At 41.7% G+C, this 20,028-nt stretch carries 13 protein-coding genes; 1 reads left to right on the top strand and 12 read right to left on the bottom strand.

Translation table 11 applies throughout. The features are described 5' to 3' along the window. Window positions 1-530 precede the first annotated feature (530 nt). On the top strand, window positions 531-2,246 hold the full coding sequence (locus tag S4054249_RS16335; RefSeq protein WP_046357481.1) for an alkaline phosphatase D family protein: 1,716 nt from the start codon (window positions 531-533) through the stop codon (window positions 2,244-2,246). Between the two features lie 56 nt (window positions 2,247-2,302). On the opposite strand, the gene S4054249_RS16340 is transcribed toward S4054249_RS16335, so the two are convergent. The 12 genes from S4054249_RS16340 to S4054249_RS16395 form a co-directional block, all read right to left on the bottom strand. Beyond that, complete coding sequence (locus S4054249_RS16340; RefSeq protein ID WP_046357480.1) at window positions 2,303-3,511, bottom strand: MFS transporter; 1,209 nt, start codon at window positions 3,509-3,511, stop codon at window positions 2,303-2,305. Between the two features lie 125 nt (window positions 3,512-3,636). Beyond that, window positions 3,637-6,072 carry an ATP-dependent helicase HrpB gene (gene hrpB / locus S4054249_RS16345; RefSeq protein ID WP_046357492.1) on the bottom strand — a complete coding sequence of 812 codons (2,436 nt, stop codon included), beginning with the start codon at window positions 6,070-6,072 and terminating at the stop codon, window positions 3,637-3,639. 75 nt (window positions 6,073-6,147) lie between these two features. Continuing rightward, window positions 6,148-7,995, bottom strand: coding sequence for a tetratricopeptide repeat-containing diguanylate cyclase (locus S4054249_RS16350; protein ID WP_052961080.1), 1,848 nt, complete (start codon window positions 7,993-7,995; stop codon window positions 6,148-6,150). Further along, on the bottom strand, window positions 7,992-8,885 hold the full coding sequence (locus tag S4054249_RS16355; RefSeq protein WP_046357479.1) for a hypothetical protein: 894 nt from the start codon (window positions 8,883-8,885) through the stop codon (window positions 7,992-7,994). Before S4054249_RS16355 ends, S4054249_RS16350 begins: the two co-directional genes overlap by 4 nt. Window positions 8,886-9,122: 237 nt before the next feature. Next, window positions 9,123-10,331 carry an ABC transporter permease gene (locus tag S4054249_RS16360; protein WP_046357478.1) on the bottom strand — a complete coding sequence of 403 codons (1,209 nt, stop codon included), beginning with the start codon at window positions 10,329-10,331 and terminating at the stop codon, window positions 9,123-9,125. A gap of 9 nt (window positions 10,332-10,340) precedes the next feature. Then, a complete protein-coding gene (locus tag S4054249_RS16365; RefSeq protein WP_046357477.1) occupies window positions 10,341-11,675 on the bottom strand; it encodes an ABC transporter permease in 1,335 nt (444 codons plus the stop codon). An 11-nt stretch (window positions 11,676-11,686) separates the two neighbouring features. Beyond that, window positions 11,687-12,370, bottom strand: coding sequence for an ABC transporter ATP-binding protein (locus S4054249_RS16370; RefSeq protein ID WP_046357476.1), 684 nt, complete (start codon window positions 12,368-12,370; stop codon window positions 11,687-11,689). A gap of 318 nt (window positions 12,371-12,688) precedes the next feature. Continuing rightward, on the bottom strand, window positions 12,689-13,900 hold the full coding sequence (locus S4054249_RS16375; protein WP_046357475.1) for an ABC transporter permease: 1,212 nt from the start codon (window positions 13,898-13,900) through the stop codon (window positions 12,689-12,691). Between the two features lie 11 nt (window positions 13,901-13,911). After that, entirely contained in the window at window positions 13,912-15,243 is a 1,332-nt protein-coding gene (locus tag S4054249_RS16380; protein WP_046357474.1) for an ABC transporter permease, read from the bottom strand. An 8-nt stretch (window positions 15,244-15,251) separates the two neighbouring features. Continuing rightward, the gene (locus tag S4054249_RS16385) at window positions 15,252-15,491 is read right to left on the bottom strand and encodes a hypothetical protein (protein ID WP_046357473.1); all 240 of its coding nucleotides are present in this window, start codon (window positions 15,489-15,491) and stop codon (window positions 15,252-15,254) included. Between the two features lie 861 nt (window positions 15,492-16,352). Then, on the bottom strand, window positions 16,353-18,980 hold the full coding sequence (metH, locus tag S4054249_RS16390) for a methionine synthase (protein WP_046357472.1): 2,628 nt from the start codon (window positions 18,978-18,980) through the stop codon (window positions 16,353-16,355). A gap of 11 nt (window positions 18,981-18,991) precedes the next feature. Beyond that, window positions 18,992-20,014 carry a homocysteine S-methyltransferase family protein gene (locus S4054249_RS16395; RefSeq protein ID WP_419555196.1) on the bottom strand — a complete coding sequence of 341 codons (1,023 nt, stop codon included), beginning with the start codon at window positions 20,012-20,014 and terminating at the stop codon, window positions 18,992-18,994. Window positions 20,015-20,028 lie beyond the last annotated feature (14 nt).

The following is a 20,028-nucleotide window of genomic DNA, read 5'->3' on the forward strand; positions in this document are numbered from 1 at the left end:
TTTTCTTAGCAAATTTCATTTTTTGATGTGGTAAACACACAATAACTTGAATTTATCACATCACAACCACCGACACACATTGTGCAAAAATGCCTCCTGCCTACTTAAACTAAGACGTCAATTGGCAAGTCAACTTTCTTGTTATTCAATTAAGCGAGTTTGTGATTTTTAGTTCTAACATTATTTGCAAAACCTTTTATTTTGCAACGGCGTAAAAGTATGCGGAAAATACAGTTACCAAATAAAAATAACTAAAATCAGGTACAAGTGCAAGTAATCAACGACCAAATAAGAAAATAGAAAGAAAATATAAATATAATAATAAAACCATTTATTTCATAACCTTACAAAACCACACCATGTCTATCAAGGCATTAAAATGACCTAAGAAATAATTCTGACACGATTTTGACAACGCAGTTTCACTTTTGGGAAATACACTACTTTCGTTCAGCAGGAAGCACCCCCGTCAATGTAAATTTTAGGGCTAAGTCAACAAGGAGGAAAAGTCGTTACATGCAGGAATCATTATGAAAAAATATAATCTCGTATTTTTAACCAGCCTTTTAGGTACCGTCCACTTATATACTTTTGCCGCGCCAGAAGTACCCTATGAACAATGCCAATCCAATTTCAGCTATCAATTGGCTCGTTATCAAGGTACCACAGACAAAAATAACGGTACCAGCCAGTGGTGCTATCTAAAACAAGCCATTGATGGGCAAACTTGGGGAAACGTTCGCACTGAGACCATCCCTGAATTCAAAACAGTATCAGGAAAGTCATGCCAAACTCCCTCCAACTATCAGGGCGAAAACTTTTATGGTTGTGCGACCATTAATCATGATGAGCCATGGTGTTATACCGATGATCAAGGCAACTGGGAAGCATGTGCACCAGTTGAAAATGAACCGCTACTATCTCATACCCACCCTCAAGCAAATAAACGCTTGGATAGAGTGGCACTCGGCTCGTGTTTTAAAACCAAAGGAGATATGCCGCAAGCTCTGGCCAAGTTAATTTCACATCAGCCTGATTTATTTCTTTGGTTAGGTGACAACATTTATGCCGACACCACAGATATGGACACGATGCGACAAAAATATGATGATAAAAAGCGTAACATTGATTATCAAAAATTCTTGGCTGCAAACATACCTACCATGGCAACGTGGGATGACCATGATTATGGTGCAAATAACGACGGCAAGCACTACCCTCAACGTGCCGCTAGCCAAAAGGAATACCTTCGTCATTTTGATGCGCCTGCGGATGATCCAAGGTTAAATGGTCAAGCTGGTGTCTATGAAGCCCAAATGCTTGGACCTGCCAATGAAAGTACGCATGTGATCACTTTGGATGCGCGCTATTTCCGCTCACCTACATTTACTAACTATGGCGCCTGTGAAGGAGATAAAACAACGATTTTAGGTGAACAACAATGGCAATGGCTCGAACAGCAACTCAATACACCTTCTGAGATCAAGTTAATTGCCAGTGGTATTCAGTTTTTACCACCACTGTATCAAGGTAGAAGCAGAGATAAATATTGCGCATACGGCGATGGGAAAAAGTTTGAACAAGCTATCGCAGCACTCAATGAGACAGGCCTGTCTGGGACCAGCTATGAATCGTGGGCTGAGGTGCCAACAGAACGAGAGAAACTGCTACGTTTAGTACAAAAATCGATAAACTCGGGCAAAACCAAAGCGGTTATTTTCCTCTCTGGCGATCAACATTGGGGGGAATTGTTACAGAAAACCATACCAAAAAGCACTGAACACGGCGACGCAGTAACCGTTTACGAAGTCACGGCATCAGGTTTCGGTCAAAATTGGCCATATCATATTGAAAACCCATTAAGATTGCCTGTTTATGCGGATACTAAGGGCAATGGACAATATGAGCAAGCTTGTCAGTTTCCATTCTCTTATGGTGGAACCACCTACCGAGGGTGTACCACAAAAGATCATGCTCAGCCTTGGTGTTATACGCAGGTAGATAGCAGTGGTAAAGGTATCGCAGGAGAGTGGGGTAATTGCGCGCCTTCAGGTGCCACCATTCCTACAGGTCAAGTGGGCATTGTCAGTAATAATGTCAGCAATTTAACCACCAGCGATAGGCACCTGATCAATAAGTCAGGTAGCAACTATGGCATGGTCGATATCGACTGGCAGAACAAACAAATTAAGTTATCTATTCAAACTGCAGAAGAAGAAGCCGTTTCTACCATCATCAAGTTCTAATTTATAAGAAAAGCTCCCATTATGGGAGCTTTTATCTATAAACTTTAGTGAGTCGCCTATAACTTTGTACTTTCGGCTAATTTATATAAGTAGAGTGCTTTTACACTGGCAATCGCCATCGCTATAAACAATAAGAGACCACTGCCCCAATCCAACAGTACCCCGCCCACTAATGGCGCCAATGCAAATCCCAATGAGCATAATCCCGCGGCACCAAAATAACTCGCTTTTAAATGTGATGGTGCCATACGGTCGATATGAATATTAATATTTGAAAACATAATGGCTTCACTGAAGCTCAGCACTGCAATAGCACCCACCCAACCCCAAAACCCATCAACCGGATTAAAGGCCATCATCATCTGGGATAAAACAAGGATGCCACCACCACAATAAAGGCGAGATTGAATAGACCAATTGCGCATGATATGTAATAAAGGGAATTGAAAAATAACAATGACCATTGAGTTCGTAATAATCAAACTTGAAATAAGCACTGCTAGTTCAGGAACCTCAGCTCGAGTCAGATACTGAACTAAACTTGAATCTCCCTGCCCATAAACTAAATACACTAAGAACGTCGCTAATAAAACCCATAAAAAACGCGTATCTTGACGCAAAATAGCAAGCCATGACTTAAAGCTCGGTACTTGAGCTCGCTGCACATTGTTATCGTTTTTTACAGCGCTTGATTGCTTTAAAATCAATGCCAATAACAATCCTAAGTACGCAAATGCGGTGTAAATAAAGCTAAACTGCTCCCCATTAAGTCCCGCCCACAGTCCAAATAAAGGCCCTATTGCTGCGCCCACATTCACTAAAAAATATAATATATGCAGCGCTAACTCTCTATCTTCGCGATTGCTCAACTCATCACTTAACAGTGCCTTACTGGGTGCATCCCACAACGTCCTTGGCATACATGCAAAAAAAACTGCGAAGCAAAATGTCCATAACTGCTCTGCTAATGCTAAGGCTGTGAAAGCGAGCACACCAACGATAGATGCACTGTATAATAATGCAAATCGACCAAATCGATCCGCTAAATTACCAGTATAGAAACCTAGCAATACGGCAAACACCGCAGATCCTGTGAGCAGTACACCCACCTCTGTCGCGCTTAAGCCATACTTGCTGTAAAGAATAACCGCTAGGAAAGGCCAAACCATATAATAACTGGCTCTGACAAAAAAATTACCGAGTAACATGGTCCAAACAAGCGGTGTGAATCGACCTAATTGCAAAGAGAATTGAGTAAGTTCCATCTGAATATCCTGCTGTTTTTTATTTATCTTTCGCGCCCAGACTAAAACCTCAAGTTAAGTTTAGGTAAAGAAATTTTTTTATTGATTCTAAAAAAATCCCCGCAGATTAACTGGCGGGGATATTTTTACATACGACTTTTTACTTTATTGGTGGCAATAGCTGTCGCAGGGTCGTCAGGCCAATAGTGCTTGGGGTACCTGCCTTTCATTTCTTTTTGTACGTCTTTATAACTTGATTGCCAGAAATGAGCGAGATCTTGAGTCAACTGCAGCGGCCTTTGTGCAGGTGATAACAACTCCATTAATATATCAACTCTACCCTCGCAAAGGGTTGGGCTTTGCAACATACCGTAGACTTCTTGCATTTTTACGGCCAAACGCGCAGGGCCCTCTAATTGGTATTGGATACGGATCTGAGAACCACTGGGTACCTGAATTCGCTCTGGCAATAAACTATTTAATTGCTGTTGCTTCTGCCAGTCTATACGCGCCAGTAAAGCGCTTTTCAAATCTAACTTTTTAAGCTGGTTATATTGTTTTATCTCACCTAAAAATGGTTCTAACCATGGTGATAAATCCGACACTAAATCAATTTCAGTACTAGCTGGAAAGACATCCGGAAAATACTGTGCAGCCAATTGCATACGCACAAGCAGCTGATGAACATCGTCATAAGCAGAAAAAACGCTTAGGCCCTTTTCTTTAACAATGGACATCCAGGCCTGCGTTCTTGATGCCTCATTTAATGGTGCCGAGCTCGGCTTTGCACTGAATACCCAATGCCCCAAATACACTCTGTCTTGATGTAAGAATTGTGCCTGTTTTTGGTCAAATTCACAGACCGTTTTTTGCTCAAATAAGTAAGGTAAAACCGCTTCAAGCAAAGTCGGATGAAATTCAGTCGCACTAAAAATGGTTTGACCTTGTTGACCGCCCAACTCTGCAATGGCCAAATAGTCGCAGTCTTGCCAAAACTCACTGTGAGCGTTGACGCCCGCACCATTTGCTAAAACAAACCCATTGCCACGTCGCTTTGCCAACCTATCAGGATAAGCGAGCGCCACCACAATGGCCAAATGCTCAAGTGCGATCTCATTAGTCTTATGTGTTATATCGGCACGCTTACACCAATATTTCAACTGCTTAGTAAATGTTTGGGGCGCATTGTGGTGCAATTGATTGAGCGCGAGACTGAGTTCTGGCGCGCATTTCACACGGCTATCTTGTAGCGCCATAAAGTAACAGGCCAATAAAGTGATGCCTGATAGTTGTGTTTCGAGCGCTTGTACTTTAAGCAACATATGCGCAAACCTTGGCTCACTGCCCATTTGCTGCATGCGCTTACCAAGGGTCATTAGCTTGCCTTGATTGTCAATAGCCTCTAAGTTTAACAGCAATTGCTCAGCTTGCTTGCACTGTGCAAGCGAAGGCATATCCAATAATGGTAAATCAGATATCTGAGTCCCCCATACTTTGGACTCTAAAATCAGCCCACTAATATCTGAACTCAAAATATCCGGCTTATCATGTGCATCACGTCGCTCAAACAATGCTTGGCTACCTAAACGATACACTACACCTGGCTCGATTCGTCCAGCACGACCCGCTCGCTGTACTGCGGATGCTCTTGAAATAGAGACGGTTTTAAGCTCAGTGACGCCAGTTTTTAAATTGAACACGGCTGCGCGACGCTTTCCAGAGTCGATAACTACTCGGATCCCTTCAATAGTTAAAGATGTCTCTGCCACATTTGTCGTAAGCACAATTTTACGCTCACCGTTTGGTGCTGGCGCAATGGCTGCTTGCTGCGCGCTTTTATCTTGTTCACCAAATAACATCGCTAAATGTACTTTTGGCTCGCTATCTAGTGCATCTTGCAATGCATTAGCAACATAGCGAATCTCTTTTTGACCGGGCAAAAAAACCAAGATACTACCACTTTCCTCTTTTAAAGCTTGGCGTATCACAGGGGCGATTTGCATCAACCACTGGCTTTCATCTTTAACTGGAATATATTTATGTGCAATTGGATAGCCTCGTCCTTCAGAACGTATCAATGGGCATTGTAAAAATGATTGGTAACGTTCGCTATCGAGCGTGGCTGACATCACCAAAATTTTCAAATCATCTCTCAGAGCTGCTTGCGTCTCTAACGCAAATGCCAAAGCGGTATCGGCCGCCAATGAGCGTTCGTGAAACTCATCAAAAATCAGCAAATCAATACCGCTCAGCTCTGGGTCCTGTTGTATCATTCGCGTCAACATTCCCTCGGTAACAATTTCTAACCGAGTTTGCTCAGATACCTTAACTTCTTGGCGTATTCTCAGACCAACTTGCTGACCTAGTGACTCATTGAGTTGACCAGCTAAATATTGGGCAATATTACGCGCAGCTAAACGACGGGGTTCCAACATCACAATACGTTGATATTGACCTGACTTCATAAGGTTGAGGGGCAGCCAAGTCGACTTACCAGCACCTGGCGGGGCTTGCAATAACACAGTTTCATGTGTGTCGAGGTGGTCGACTAACTCTGAAAAAACAGCTTCAATTGGGAGCACAGCAGTCTCAAGTGTTAACAATATGGATGCTCGTAGTTTACCATGCCATAAGAGCTTGTATGCCAACTTTTCAGCTTAGTAGCTAGTTGACGCGATCACTTGGCCACTGTTGATTAAACTTCGGTAATCTTCATTTAATTGTTTGATGGATGAGTTCAATGGTTGATTTAGGCTGTGTAGTCCAACCCAAGCATTGCGGTGCTCTTTTTTAGCCATATATAGTCCATTGTCAGCAAGCTCAACTACTTGCTCCCAACTCAAGGTATTGTTTGTACCATTGGTCAGTGGATATGGTGCAAACCCGATTGAGCACGTCACTTGAATTGGCTGTTCATTGACCACGAATGGGAAACACTCAACTTGTCTGCGAACACGCTCTACGGCTTCAATGGCCTCATTATGCGTCATATTCGGCATCACAATCAGAAACTCTTCTCCGCCCCAGCGGATCACCAAGTCGCTATCACGTGTGCACTGTTTTAGGATATCAGCCACAGTCTGCAGCACTATATCCCCAGCTGCATGACCGTAGCTATCATTCACCTTTTTAAAATGATCAATGTCTAATAAACAAAATATCATTTCTTGTTTTTCTTCACTTTTCGACGGATCAGATTTGATCTGCGCGTCTATCACACTGAAGAAATAGTGACGATTATTTAACCCTGTTAAGCTGTCAGTAAAGCTCAGTGCCTGTAATCGTTTATTACGTTCGGCGAGTTCTGCGGTGCGCTCTGTCACTTGTTGTTTTAGAGTGATCAGGTAGCGTTTGTTTTGCCACCTCCAATAACCAAAACCAACCACCAGCGCGATAAGCAATAACCCTAACACGCCACGCTGTTGTGCAAGATGCGCATTATCAATTTGCTGCTGGTGCTGAATAAGTTGTTGAGCTTGAATCGCATTATCCTTTTCCAACACACTCAATTGCTGTTTTTGTGCTGCCAATGAATACTGTGCCTCTAATTGAAGGAGCTTGTTGTTACGTTTTTGTAGATTAAGCGCTTGCTGAGACAATGCAAAGCGCTTTAAATACAGATGTGCTTGTTCAAAATCTCCCAACTGTGCATACGCCCCAGCCAAAATATTTTGCAACATAGATTGCTCTGTCAGAAAACGCGTACCAAAAGTCTCATTTAGTGCATGCTTAGCTGTATTTATTGCCACAGTAAAGTCTCCGGCTTGTATCGCCGCCGTTGCACTCATTAGTTGATAGCGAACTCGTAAATGCAGGTTACGTTGAAGCTCTTTCGCTTTAACAGAGTCAGATTCTATTAATGTCTCTGCTCGCTGATACTCTCCGATACTTAAATATGCCCACGCCCGAGCTAATGCAAGTTTACTTGAAAGCGCCTCGTATTCTATTAAATGCGCATCACTTAAAGTGGCCAGTGCTTGACGGTAACTTCCTTTGAGTAAGTACAGCGACCCCTGCCATAAAATAAATTCCCCCATCAATGTATGGGCTTGTTCAGCGGCCACCTTAGTAGTAATTAATTGATAAGCTTGGTCCAGCAGCTGTTGGGCATAGCGGAATCGTTCCAAATCCATTTCTAGCTGTGCTATGGCGAGATAAATTTGTACTTCTAGTGCCGGCATATCTAACGTTCTAGCAATGTTTAATGCATCATTATGTAATACTAAGCTGTGCTTATAGTCCCCAAAATGTTGGCGAATAAGTCCCTCTAACAATAAAGAACGCGCCTGTAAATTTTTAGCACCTAATTGTTTTGATTGCTCTCTAAGTACACGCACCTGAGGCAATAGATTGAGATCGTAATCCTCTTTAAGACTATCAGTGAGGTGCGTCAGCATTTTCGATAAATCTTCACGCTGTGATGACGTAGATCCCGCCTCCACATCGGCCCAAGTTACAAAACTCAGTAACCAATAAGCCAGTAAACAATATAACCCCTTAATCATGGCGCACCCTGTATTGGGTGAAGCATTTGCTGATTCACATAACGCCAATCCTCTACCAAATGACTGATAAAACCGGACTGCTGCAGTGCTTTATCGAGTACACCTTGCGCTCTGAGTATTTTTAATCCCCTATTCAAAGCAGCAAAAATCATTTCCCCTTGAGGGTGGTTCTTACTGACGATAAAGTGGCGGGAATCAGGCAACATCATTTTGATATTTTGAATAGGAACATATTCACGACCTTCGAAGTTTAGTAGTAGGTCTTGGCTGACACTAAAATTAATTAACATGGCGTCGACCACTTCCGTTTCGACCATATTGAGCATGGTCTCCCAAGGCCCAATGAAGCTCACAATATTAATATCAGTATTATTCAAAGCTCGCCAATCTACACGCCATCTAGGGTTTGCAACAACGGTTAATTGTTCTAACTGCTCTTGCGGTAAATTTTGCAGTGCCACATTGCGTTTCGTGACATAAAGTCCAGCTTCATATTGACCGAATTCAACTACGGCATCACTGACATACAATGAACCTCTGTAGTTAATAATGTCCTCATGCCACACGCTGCGTGCCAGCACTAAGCTCTCCCCCGAAATCATATCTGAGAACTCAATAATATTGACCGATGGCTTAGGGTTAAACACGACTTCCCGAGTTTCACCGCCAAGGAAAAGTGCTTGCTGCAATAAGACCATCTCAATGATCTCAATATGAGACCCTTTGGTCGTGGGATAAAATGATTTGACGTCTAACGGTGAGCGACCGTTGAGAAATTCGGTATAACGTTGACTGAAGTTTTCACTACTCATAATGTCAACCACCAACTGGTTGTGAGCAGACAGGCTACCAGAACATAAACTGAGCCATACCCATATCAGCCACTTCATGCTTACCCCGCAATTTCTTACTTACTCAACTATGAGTATACTAAAATAGATTGCCAAATGTTAACTTAAAGCCAACACAAAAATAAGCTTTTTTTACTAAATTTAAAAATCAGACTCAATAACAAGCACATAAAGATAAAACTAATGTATTCGAATATATTGGACAAAGATGATATAGATTATTGTGTATCACACTCTATTAAACCTATACGCTTTAATAGAGTGTGTAATAAATCGCTACACAGAACGTGTTGCGATTGCAGGTGACGTATTGGCTGCGTTATATACTGTTGGTATAACAGCTATCAAACTGGCAACACAGACACCGATTCCACCATACAAAAAGTATTCATACGGAACAGTGTCTTGGCGAAACAACTCGATTAATTTGACATTCACTATCATGGCACAAAGACTACCTAGTAGGATCCCGATACCAACCACAATTAGACTTTCTAGAATGTGAAATCGCATTATGTGGAATTTACTTGCACCTAATGCCCGTCTTGTACCAATTTGGCGACGACGCTTCATCAATGTAAAACGCGCTTGTCCAAATACACCCAACATAGTTAACATTATCAGTGCAATAGTAACACCCGACAAGATTAAGAATGATGACTCCATCGCTTTAAATCCAGTCTCTCGCGTGTATTGAAAAGTATGTAAGTCTGTAACAAACTTGCTCGGTTGTTGCATTAAAAGCGCTTTTACATCATCCATCGCTTGCTCAAGTTGTCCAGACTTTGCCCTCACCATAAATATATTCTCACCCGCCATGATATAGGAAGGGAACACTACACTGCGCTCATTGCCTTGCCATTCGGCCCAAGGAGCAATTAACCTATCGATAACCCCAACGATTTGATAGGCTCGACCATTTATATATACAGCCTTCCCAACAGCAGTAGACCAATCATTTGGAGCAACTCGCTCAGCCATCGCCTTAGTTACTAGGATTGAATTTGAGCGTTCACTGTTGCCGTTAACGGTAAACTCCATCTCACTTTCTTCGAACCATCGACCCATGATTATCTCTAGGCCTAGCGTGCTAATATAATCCCGTGACCCAGCATAAGCGCCGGCTTGAGCAATATAACTATCAGGATCCTCACTTGCATTTAACGAGTAAAATACCCCCCAGCTAGATAAAGGCACCGAGTTTGTGACAGTAATACTTTCAACACTATTTAAATTTTTAATGTCAGCTAAATCTTGCTGTAATAGCGCAACATAATCTTCAGGTTCAACCGGTAAGTTGCTTCTAAATGAAAACAATACGTCTTCATCTAGACCACTTAACTCAGTCAACTCATGCAGCTTTGAAGAGGCCATAAATGAAACATTTATGAGAATAGTAAAGGCCACCGCAATTTGCACAATAAGCAAAAATGGACCCGTTTTATTTTTCCACAATGTTTTCAGTATAGGTTTGAAATCCTTCATCAAATACTCCTATAAACTCTTAAGTTGGCTTGATAACTGGACACGAATAGCTCGATAAATTGGCCATAACCCAAATAGCAATGACGTACCGACAGCCAATGCAACCGTACTGACCATCAAAGTAAAATTCATTGTCATCACATTCGCATGGTAACCTGGGTACATATCAGTTAAAGCGGCTAAGCCTAACTGAGCGAGCACTAAACCGATAACGCCCCCTAAAAACCCAACTAATATAGACTCGCAACCAAATTGCACCGCAATATTTTTCTTTGTAGCCCCAACAGCTCGGCGCAGCCCCACTTCACCGCCCTTGCCATAAAATTTGGTCATCATCAAACTCATGACATTGCATAAACAGGCCAGTAAAAATGCTAGCGCAAAGACAATGCCGAGTTTGCTTTCTTCAGTCACTGCCCCCTCTTCCTCTAAAAACTCTGTGACAGACATCAAACGATTCGGCTCAGGTCTCTGGAATCTACCTACCTTTCTCTGCTCTTCTGTATAGTCGGACATAAACTGGAAATACTCATGCTTTTTTGCTTCAGATTCGAATTCCACCCAAAACCGGATCCATACACACTCAGATAACATGACATCCTTTAGGGTTGACGTCGGATCATCACCCCAGCAATACCATGCCATCGTCGCTGGAGAAAAAAAGTCGTTTCTTATTTGAGACTCGAGCGGCACAAAATAAGGCAGTGTAGGGGTATACATGTGGTAGAAGTTGACATAAAACTTAGGGGTTGGCTGCCAATCATCTATCACCCCAACTATGCGGTACAACTTGGAGTCCAAGAGGATATTTTTTCCAACGGAATTTGCACCATTAAACAAACGGTCATTCTCTCTTTTAGACAAAACAATCACGGACTGCCCTAGCTCATCAGCGTCTTCACTCCAAGTAGAACCGTAAATAAAAGGCGCACCAAAAACGCTAAAAAAATGCCGGCTTGTGGAGCGTATATCATGCATTTCCGCGCTTTTTACATCCTGAGTTTCAGTGCGCACAAATGTGCTGAATGAAACAAATGGAACATGCTTATCCGCTTTATCAGCTGCCAGTAATGCCATGGCATCTTGATATGTCAGCATACTTGGGATGTCGGGTTCGCCATTTCTTCTGTGACCGATCGGCTCTGCCGGATCCCAGGAGTTTAGGTGTACCATGGCTACACGCTCACTTTTGTGCGGTAATGGGTTATTACCCATCATATATCCAACAGTAATCGTGATCATGGCAGCAGCGATACCAATGGCTATGGTGCCGACTATTAATAAACTCAGTAGAGGTGTTTTTTTAAAGCTGAGCCAAGCCAACTTAAAATAGTAATTGCCCATTTGACTCACCTCTATGCAGTCATTGCAATATTTTGTTCACTTAAATGACCATCTCGGATCTCCACAATACGACCAGCTTGCTTAGCTTGCTCCATATCATGAGTTACCATTAAAATGCTGGTCCCTTGCTTATTGATATCTTTTAACAAAGACATAATACCTTCAGCCATCTTTGAATCTAAGTTCCCAGTGGGTTCATCGGCAAGTAGAAAAGAAGGACTACCGGCGAGCGCCCTTGCAATCGCAACACGCTGCTGCTGACCACCTGATAATTGCTGCGGGTAATGGGACTTACGCCCTGCAAGGCCTACCTTTTCAAGTGCATTCAATACTCTCTCGGTGCGTTCTTTGGCACTAAAATCGCGATACCTCAAAGGCATTTCTACATTATCAAATAAATTAAGTTCAGGAATTAAATTAAAACTCTGAAATATGAAGCCTATTTTTTGATTTCTTAATGACGATTTATGCTTGTCAGATAAACCCATTGTATCTTTAGCATCTAGCAAGTATTGTCCTTCAGAGTACTCTTCTAACAGGCCTGCAATATTGAGAAACGTGGTTTTACCCGAACCAGAAGGTCCAACGACTGCAACGAATTCACCTTGCTGAATATCAAGATCAAATGGATGCAATGCTTGCGTTTTGACCGTATCAGTGATGAAAGACTTTGCAACTCCTCGCATTTTTAACATGACATTTCCTTTAACTTTTTTGACTAATTATTCTACAGCATTTCACTATTCTTACTAACGACATAGCGCAGTGAAAAGAACATAGTTTGCTGTTCCTTAAGCTTTTTATTTATTACCCTTGCCAAAACAGGTATTTAAGTACCCAAAAAGATAACTTGCGACATTGTAGATCATATAAAAAAAAATAAACACAAAATTAATATAAAATTCACTGAAAAGCATCCATTGCTTATCCCCCGCCGAGGCACATAAATGAACAGGTCATGTAAAAAGAAACATAGAAAAAGGAGCTTACAGGAAGTAAGCTCTGATACTAACTCACACTGAACGAGTTGCTTCTGCTGGAGAAATATTTGCAGCTTTTATTGCAGGCTGAATTGCCGCAACCAAACCGGCTACAAATATAATGACTGCACCGTATATTAAATAAACCATAGGTACTGGAGATAACTCAAAATGTTCGACAATTAAATTGTTAGCCATAATTGTCAGCACGACACCAATGAGAATACCACATATGTTAATCAGGCTATTTTCAAGTGTAAAATAACGAATTATCTCACTTCTGCTGGCTCCTAAAGCACGCCTTGTGCCAATTTGTTTACGGCGCTTCAAAACGGTAAATCGGGTTTGACCAAAAACCCCAAGCATGGTGATGAGAGATAACCCAATTATCACCGCTTGTAGCGTTGTATAAGCCGCATTTTGCGCTTGGTAAGCTGTTTTTTTCAACTCATTCATAGACTTCAATTCATCTATGTACCTTGACGGATCCTTCATCAACAATTCGACCACATCTCTCATACTTTGTGCGCGTTTTCCCTCATGCGCTCTAACAATCACATTCACATCACTCATCATAAATACGATTGGATAAATCACGCTATTATTATTATCTGGCCAATAGCTCCAAGGACCGACTAAATGCTCTACAATACCTCGTACGTTCTGAGGCGCCTCATTCAAATATATCGTTTTACCAAGCGCTTGATTCCAATATTCAGGATATAATGTGTGAGCAAGCGCTTTTGTAATCACAATACCTGACGCGCTATCTAGATTAAAATTAACCAAAGTACCTTCATCGGCCGGCGTGAACCCCTCTCCAGCAATCAATTTTAATCCCATTGTTTCAATCATTTGATGACCGCCAGTAAAAAACGCAGATTTAGTTATATATCCTGACTCATTAGGATCTAGTCTAACTTCAAACCCACTCCCTCGATGAGACAATGGAACTGAGTTGACTACTGTCGCTTGTGCAACACTGTCAAGCGCTCTAATTGCCTCTATATCTCTGTACATATTCGCAACCTTTTCCTCGGCTCCCTCACCACTGAGTGACATTTGAAATGAAAAGATAGCATCCTCATTTAACCCAGTCGGATTATCAATTTCTAAGCGCTTCTCAACCATTAAATAAACTGAGTTGACTAAAACAGTGAAGGTGACGGCAATTTGCAAAATTAGCAGTAGTGGAGACATTCTTGCACGTAAAAGTGACTTGATGATTGGTATAAAGTCTTTCATTTATGTCTCTTCTATAAACTTTTCAATTGACTAGACGGCTGGATCTGACACGCTTTATATATTGGATAGCCCCCAAATATTACACTTGTGAAAACAGACATTGATATCGTTGTTATGACAAGCTCAATGTTCATTTTCATCAATTGCGGATTCAAGTGGCTATAAACTTGCGCGGTTATCGACAAACCGATATGCGCAAGGATTAATCCGAGGATCCCTCCCACCAAACCGACAATCACAGCTTCACAACTAAACTGCCACGCAATATCTTGCTTACTCGCACCGATTGCACGCCTTAACCCTATTTCCGAACCCTTACCATGGAATTTAGTCATCATTAGACTCATACAGTTAAGTAAACAAGCAATTAAAAATGCCACAGCTAGCCAAATTGCAACTTTACCATCACTACTTACAACTTTATTGTATTCAATAAACTCATTCACATTTAGAATTCGGTTCATTTGCTCTCTTTGAAAGCGCCCTAATTCACGCTGTTCCATCGCATAACTATTAATAAAGTTTAGATACGCGTTGGCGTCATCAGCCGATTCCAATTCAACCCAAAAGTACAACCAAACACATTCTGAGTTCAGTAATGAGCTAAACTCATTCAAGTCAAATTTACCCCAACAGTAAATATTGGCATCTTTAGTTGAGAACCACTCATTATTTACCTGAGTGCGAAAAGGAATGAACATATCACGAGCGTCGTCGAACATATCTAGGCCTTGTAAATAAAAGCGTGGAATTAATCGCCAATCATCCAAAACCCCCACCACCCGATATAAGCGGCCACCAATCATCACATCTTTACCTATGGAATTTTGGCCGCCAAATAATCTTTCGTTTCGTTGTTTTGATAAAATAACAACCTGCGCCCCTTGCTTACCCTCAAGAGCAGACCAAGAAGCACCGTATAAAAAGGGTACGTCAAACATGTCGAAAAACTCATACGTTGTTGGTCTGATAAGAGTAGAAACTGCTTCACTAATTGGCTGCGCCGCGCTTCGCGTCATAGCCTTGTGGCTGCTAATAACAGTCTGATTTAATCCTCTTTTTGCACCGTACAAGTTCATCGCATCTTGGTAGCTGACAAACATAGGAATATCTTCTTTCCCATCTTGCATCCGAAACATATGCTCTTGGCTCCATGAACTTAAATGAACGGTGAACAATCGCTCGCTTTTACTTGGGATAGGATCTTTACTCATCATGTAACTAACTGTGTATGTAATCATCGTTGCAGCGATGCCAATCGAAATAGTTGCAATCATTAAAAAGCTTAATAGCGGCGTTCTTTTTAAGCTTAAGGCTGCCAGCCTAGTATAATAAAACAGCATACTCACTCCTAGGAGGCCGTGACGTTAAATTGCAGATATCTTGGTGAAATCACGCTGCACTTTTCTGGTGCCTCGTCATCTTGTATAGGATTGACTATCAATTGGAAGTTTACTTTGCGAACAACATACATATTACATATAGTTGCAATAAGCTCACTGAAAAAACTGGCATTGCCACACAGCTGAGATACATATTTATTGACATTATTCTTACTGTTTGAATTGGCAAAATTCAACTTATTTATCATTATTATTCCTCACAATTCCTTGATTAATATATGAACTTCCCTTTGTTCACTTATAGAGTTACTCACTCTATTGCCTTTCCCATCTTATTGCATCGCCATACATTGAACTTTTATAACCCGCCACTAAAGAAACAAAAAATATACACAATAAAAACCAAAAATATACATAACAAACATCAAAAAGTCATCAGTAAAACCATATAAATACTGACTAAATCACAATTTAATGCACACTTGAAAAGGTTGCTTTTTAGTTATACAAAAACTCATTGGTGGTTTATCTTTATTTAAATTAACTCTAGATCAAAACATCCCCTTAACTTCATCTACTGACAGGAGCACTTCACGGCACTACCTCTGTGGTTACTGAGTCCTTATACATTTAATTAAACTCATCATTAATCCACATGATTAGCACAGGTAGATTAAGAAGCATGCTTTAGAAACAGTTGATATTTAATCAGTGAATTTGGCCAAACCTCAGTGCTAGACAAAGTAACATTAGGGCAACGCGGATCCAAATAACGTGTACTTTCACCAATTAAGTTAAATATAAATTTCAATACTTAATATCACTATGAATAATTTCATATTCCGGTGCGTATTAAAATTTCGTATTTGTACATTGATGCAAGGTTAAGCTGAAACTTATATTACTTGTCACTAAATTGTTTTGTATTTAAGCAATTTTATATATCTGCCCAAACATCTCTATTTAAAAACAATTCCCCCCCAAAGTACACACAAAAATATAACATGTCATTGATTATATGCAACCGACTAATTATATTGGAAACAATTATATGCAAAGTAGATTTGTGCATCAGAACAGAACTGCCTGATGCACTGGGTTCAGGGCTATTAATTTTCATAACCAAGATTAGGAGATAGCCACCGCTCGGCTTCTTCTAAAGACATATCACTTCTGCGAGCATAGTCTTCCACCTGATCTTTTTGGATTGCTGCAACAGCAAAGTACTTTGAATCTGGATGAGAGAAATACCAACCAGAAACCGCAGCCCCCGGCCACATGGCATAAGAGCTGGTTAATTTCATATTGATACGGTTTTCTACATCTAGTAGCGCCCAGATTTTTTTCTTCTCGGTGTGCTCAGGACAAGCTGGGTAACCTGGTGCAGGACGAATACCTTGGTAATTTTCACGGATAAGCTCTTCGTTGGTCAGTGACTCATCCGCCGCAAACCCCCAGTATTCTTTTCGCACCTGTTCGTGCAAATACTCAGCAAAGGCTTCGGCTAATCTGTCAGCAACCGCTTTAACCATGATCTTGTTATAGTCATCTTGTTGCGCATCAAACGCATCCGCTAAGTCATCCTCTTCAAGACCACCTGTCACCGCAAATGCCCCAAAATAGTCATCTATACCTTTTGGCGCAACATAATCAGCTAAACAGTAATTTGGAAAATCCGTTTTTTCTGTTTGTTGACGCAGCTGACAAGATTTTAAAATGACTTCTGAGCGAGATTCATCTGTGTAAATCTCAATATCATCATCCACACGGTTTGCAGGGAATAAACCAATGACGCCAAGCGGTTGTAATTTGCCTGTTTGCTCCAAGTCATCGAGCATGGCGTTGGCATCAGCAAATAACTTCTTCGCCTCTTCACCGACAATTTCATCTTCTAAAATACGCGGATATTTACCCGCTAAAGACCATGTCATGAAGTAAGGTGTCCAATCTATGTATTTACGCAATGTGGCAATGCTGACATCTTTAAACTCAGTAATACCGAGCTTTTTAGGTTTTGGTGGGATATAGTTATCCCAATCCAATTTTGTCGCATTGTCACGCGCGCGGGCTAACGTCACCGGCTTTGAACGCGGCTTTTTACGCGCTTGTTGCTCACGTACTTTGACATATTCATTGGCTGTTTTTTCTAGGAACACAGGCTTTTGAGTATCACTTAATAGGCTAGACACCACCCCAACAGCTCGGCTGGCATTGTTCACATAAATAACGCCTTTGTCATACTGAGGCTCGATCTTCACCGCAGTATGGGCTTTAGATGTAGTTGCCCCACCTATAAGTAGCGGAATATCAAAGCCACGACGCGTCATTTCTTTCGCCACATGTACCATTTCATCCAGTGATGGCGTAATAAGGCCAGACAAACCAATGGCATCTGCTTTTTCATCAATGGCCGTTTGCAAGATCTTTTCAGCAGGAACCATGACGCCTAAGTCAACCACTTCATAGTTATTACACTGTAGTACAACCCCCACAATATTTTTACCAATATCATGAACATCGCCTTTTACGGTGGCCATAACGATTTTACCGTTACTTGCGCCCTCTTCTTTTTCCGCCTCAATAAACGGATCAAGATAGGCCACTGCTCGCTTCATTACACGGGCCGATTTAACCACCTGAGGCAGGAACATTTTACCGGCACCAAATAAATCACCGACCACATTCATACCATCCATCAGTGGTCCTTCGATCACTTGGATAGGCTTATCAAAGCTTAAACGGCATTCTTCTGTATCTTCATCGATATATTCAGTGATCCCTTTGACAAGGGCATGCTCTAACCTTTTCGCAACCGGCCATGTGCGCCACTCTAAATCCTCTTTTTTCTCAGCTTGCGCCATACCTGAGTATTTAGGGGCAATATCCACTAAGCGCTCACCAGCACCTGGGTCGGTATTGAGGATCACATCCTCAACAGCATTTCTCAACTCAAGTGGAATATCGTCATACACCGCCAATTGACTGGCGTTGACTATCCCCATATCCATACCCGCTTTGATAGCATGGTATAAAAACACTGAGTGGATAGCTTCTCGAACTGGATTGTTGCCTCGGAACGAGAACGACACGTTAGACACACCACCTGATACCTTACAGTGTGGCAGGTTTTGCTTTATGCGGCGCGTACCTTCAATAAATTCAACGGCATAGTTATCATGCTCTTCAATACCAGTGGCAACGGCAAAGATATTCGGATCAAAGATAATGTCTTCTGGCGGGAAGCCAAGCTCGTCCACAAGGATTTTGTAAGAGCGCTGACAAATTTCAAACTTACGATCTGCCGTTTCGGCCTGACCGACTTCGTCAAACGCCATGACAACAACAGCTGCACCAAAGCGCTTTAATACTTTGGCCTGTCGTACAAAAGGCTCTCTGCCCTCTTTCAACGAGATAGAGTTTACAATGGCCTTACCTTGAATACATTTCAGGCCAGCGACGATGACATCCCACTTAGAGGAGTCAACCATAATAGGTACTTTTGAGATCTCTGGCTCTGAGGCAATCAAGTTTAAAAACTTCACCATCGCCATTTTTGAGTCCAACATGGCTTCATCCATGTTGATATCAATCACCTGTGCACCGCCTTCAACCTGCTCTCTGGCAACTTCCAACGCTGTTTCGTAATCTTCTTCTAAAATGAGGCGTTTGAATCGCGCAGAGCCGGTGACATTGGTTCTTTCCCCAACGTTGGTAAATACAGCTGTAGATTGCGTCATAATGATACTTCCTAATTCAGGTTACAGGCTTCAAGGCCTGATAAACGCATGCGTACTTCAAGCTCAGGGAGCTCACGCGGTGACACCGTAGTCAAACCATCAGCGAAAGCTTTAATATGCTCAGGCGTCGTACCACAGCACCCGCCAACTATATTAATAAAACCTTCTTTACCCCAATCAACAATCTCTTTGCTCATATCATCGGCTTCTAAATCATATTCACCAAATTCATTCGGTAAGCCCGCATTAGGGTGCACGGATGTAAAGGTTTCACAGACGCGTGATAGCTCTTCAACATAAGGACGCAGTAAATCAGGTCCCAAGGCGCAATTTAAACCAATAGAAATCGGTTTGATATGACGAATAGAGTTATAAAATGCTTCTGTGGTTTGACCTGACAAAGTACGACCAGACGCATCAGTAATAGTGCCTGAAATCATTACAGGCAAGCGGATCCCCGCTTGCTCAAATGCCTCTTCTACGCCATAGGCAGCCGCTTTAGCATTGAGCGTATCAAAAATCGTTTCAATCAAGATAAGGTGCGCGCCGCCTTCGATTAAGGCAAGGGTTGATTCAATATATGCTTCCACCAGCGCATCAAAGGTCACATTACGATAACCCGGATCATTTACATCAGGAGAAATAGAACATGTTTTTGATGTCGGACCAAGTACCCCGCCCACATAGCGTGGTTTACTTGGATCTTTGGCGGTAAATTCATCGCATACCTGACGCGCTAATTTTGCTGACTCGAAATTAATTTCACGGCTTAAACTCGCCATGTCATAATCTTCCATAGAAATCGTCGTCGAGTTAAACGTATTAGTCTCAATGATATCAGCACCGGCTTCTAAATATTCACGGTGAATTTGTTTGATCACATCTGGCTGCGTGAGGCTTAATAAATCGTTGTTGCCTTTAATCAACACATGCCAATCTTTAAAGCGCTCACCACGGTAATCCTCTTCCTCAAACTTGTGTTTTTGGATCATGGTACCCATAGCACCATCTAAAATGACAATACGCTCTTGCATGGTTTTTTTCAGCG

Source organism: Pseudoalteromonas luteoviolacea (genome assembly GCF_001750165.1).
GTDB lineage: Bacteria > Pseudomonadota > Gammaproteobacteria > Enterobacterales > Alteromonadaceae > Pseudoalteromonas > Pseudoalteromonas luteoviolacea_G.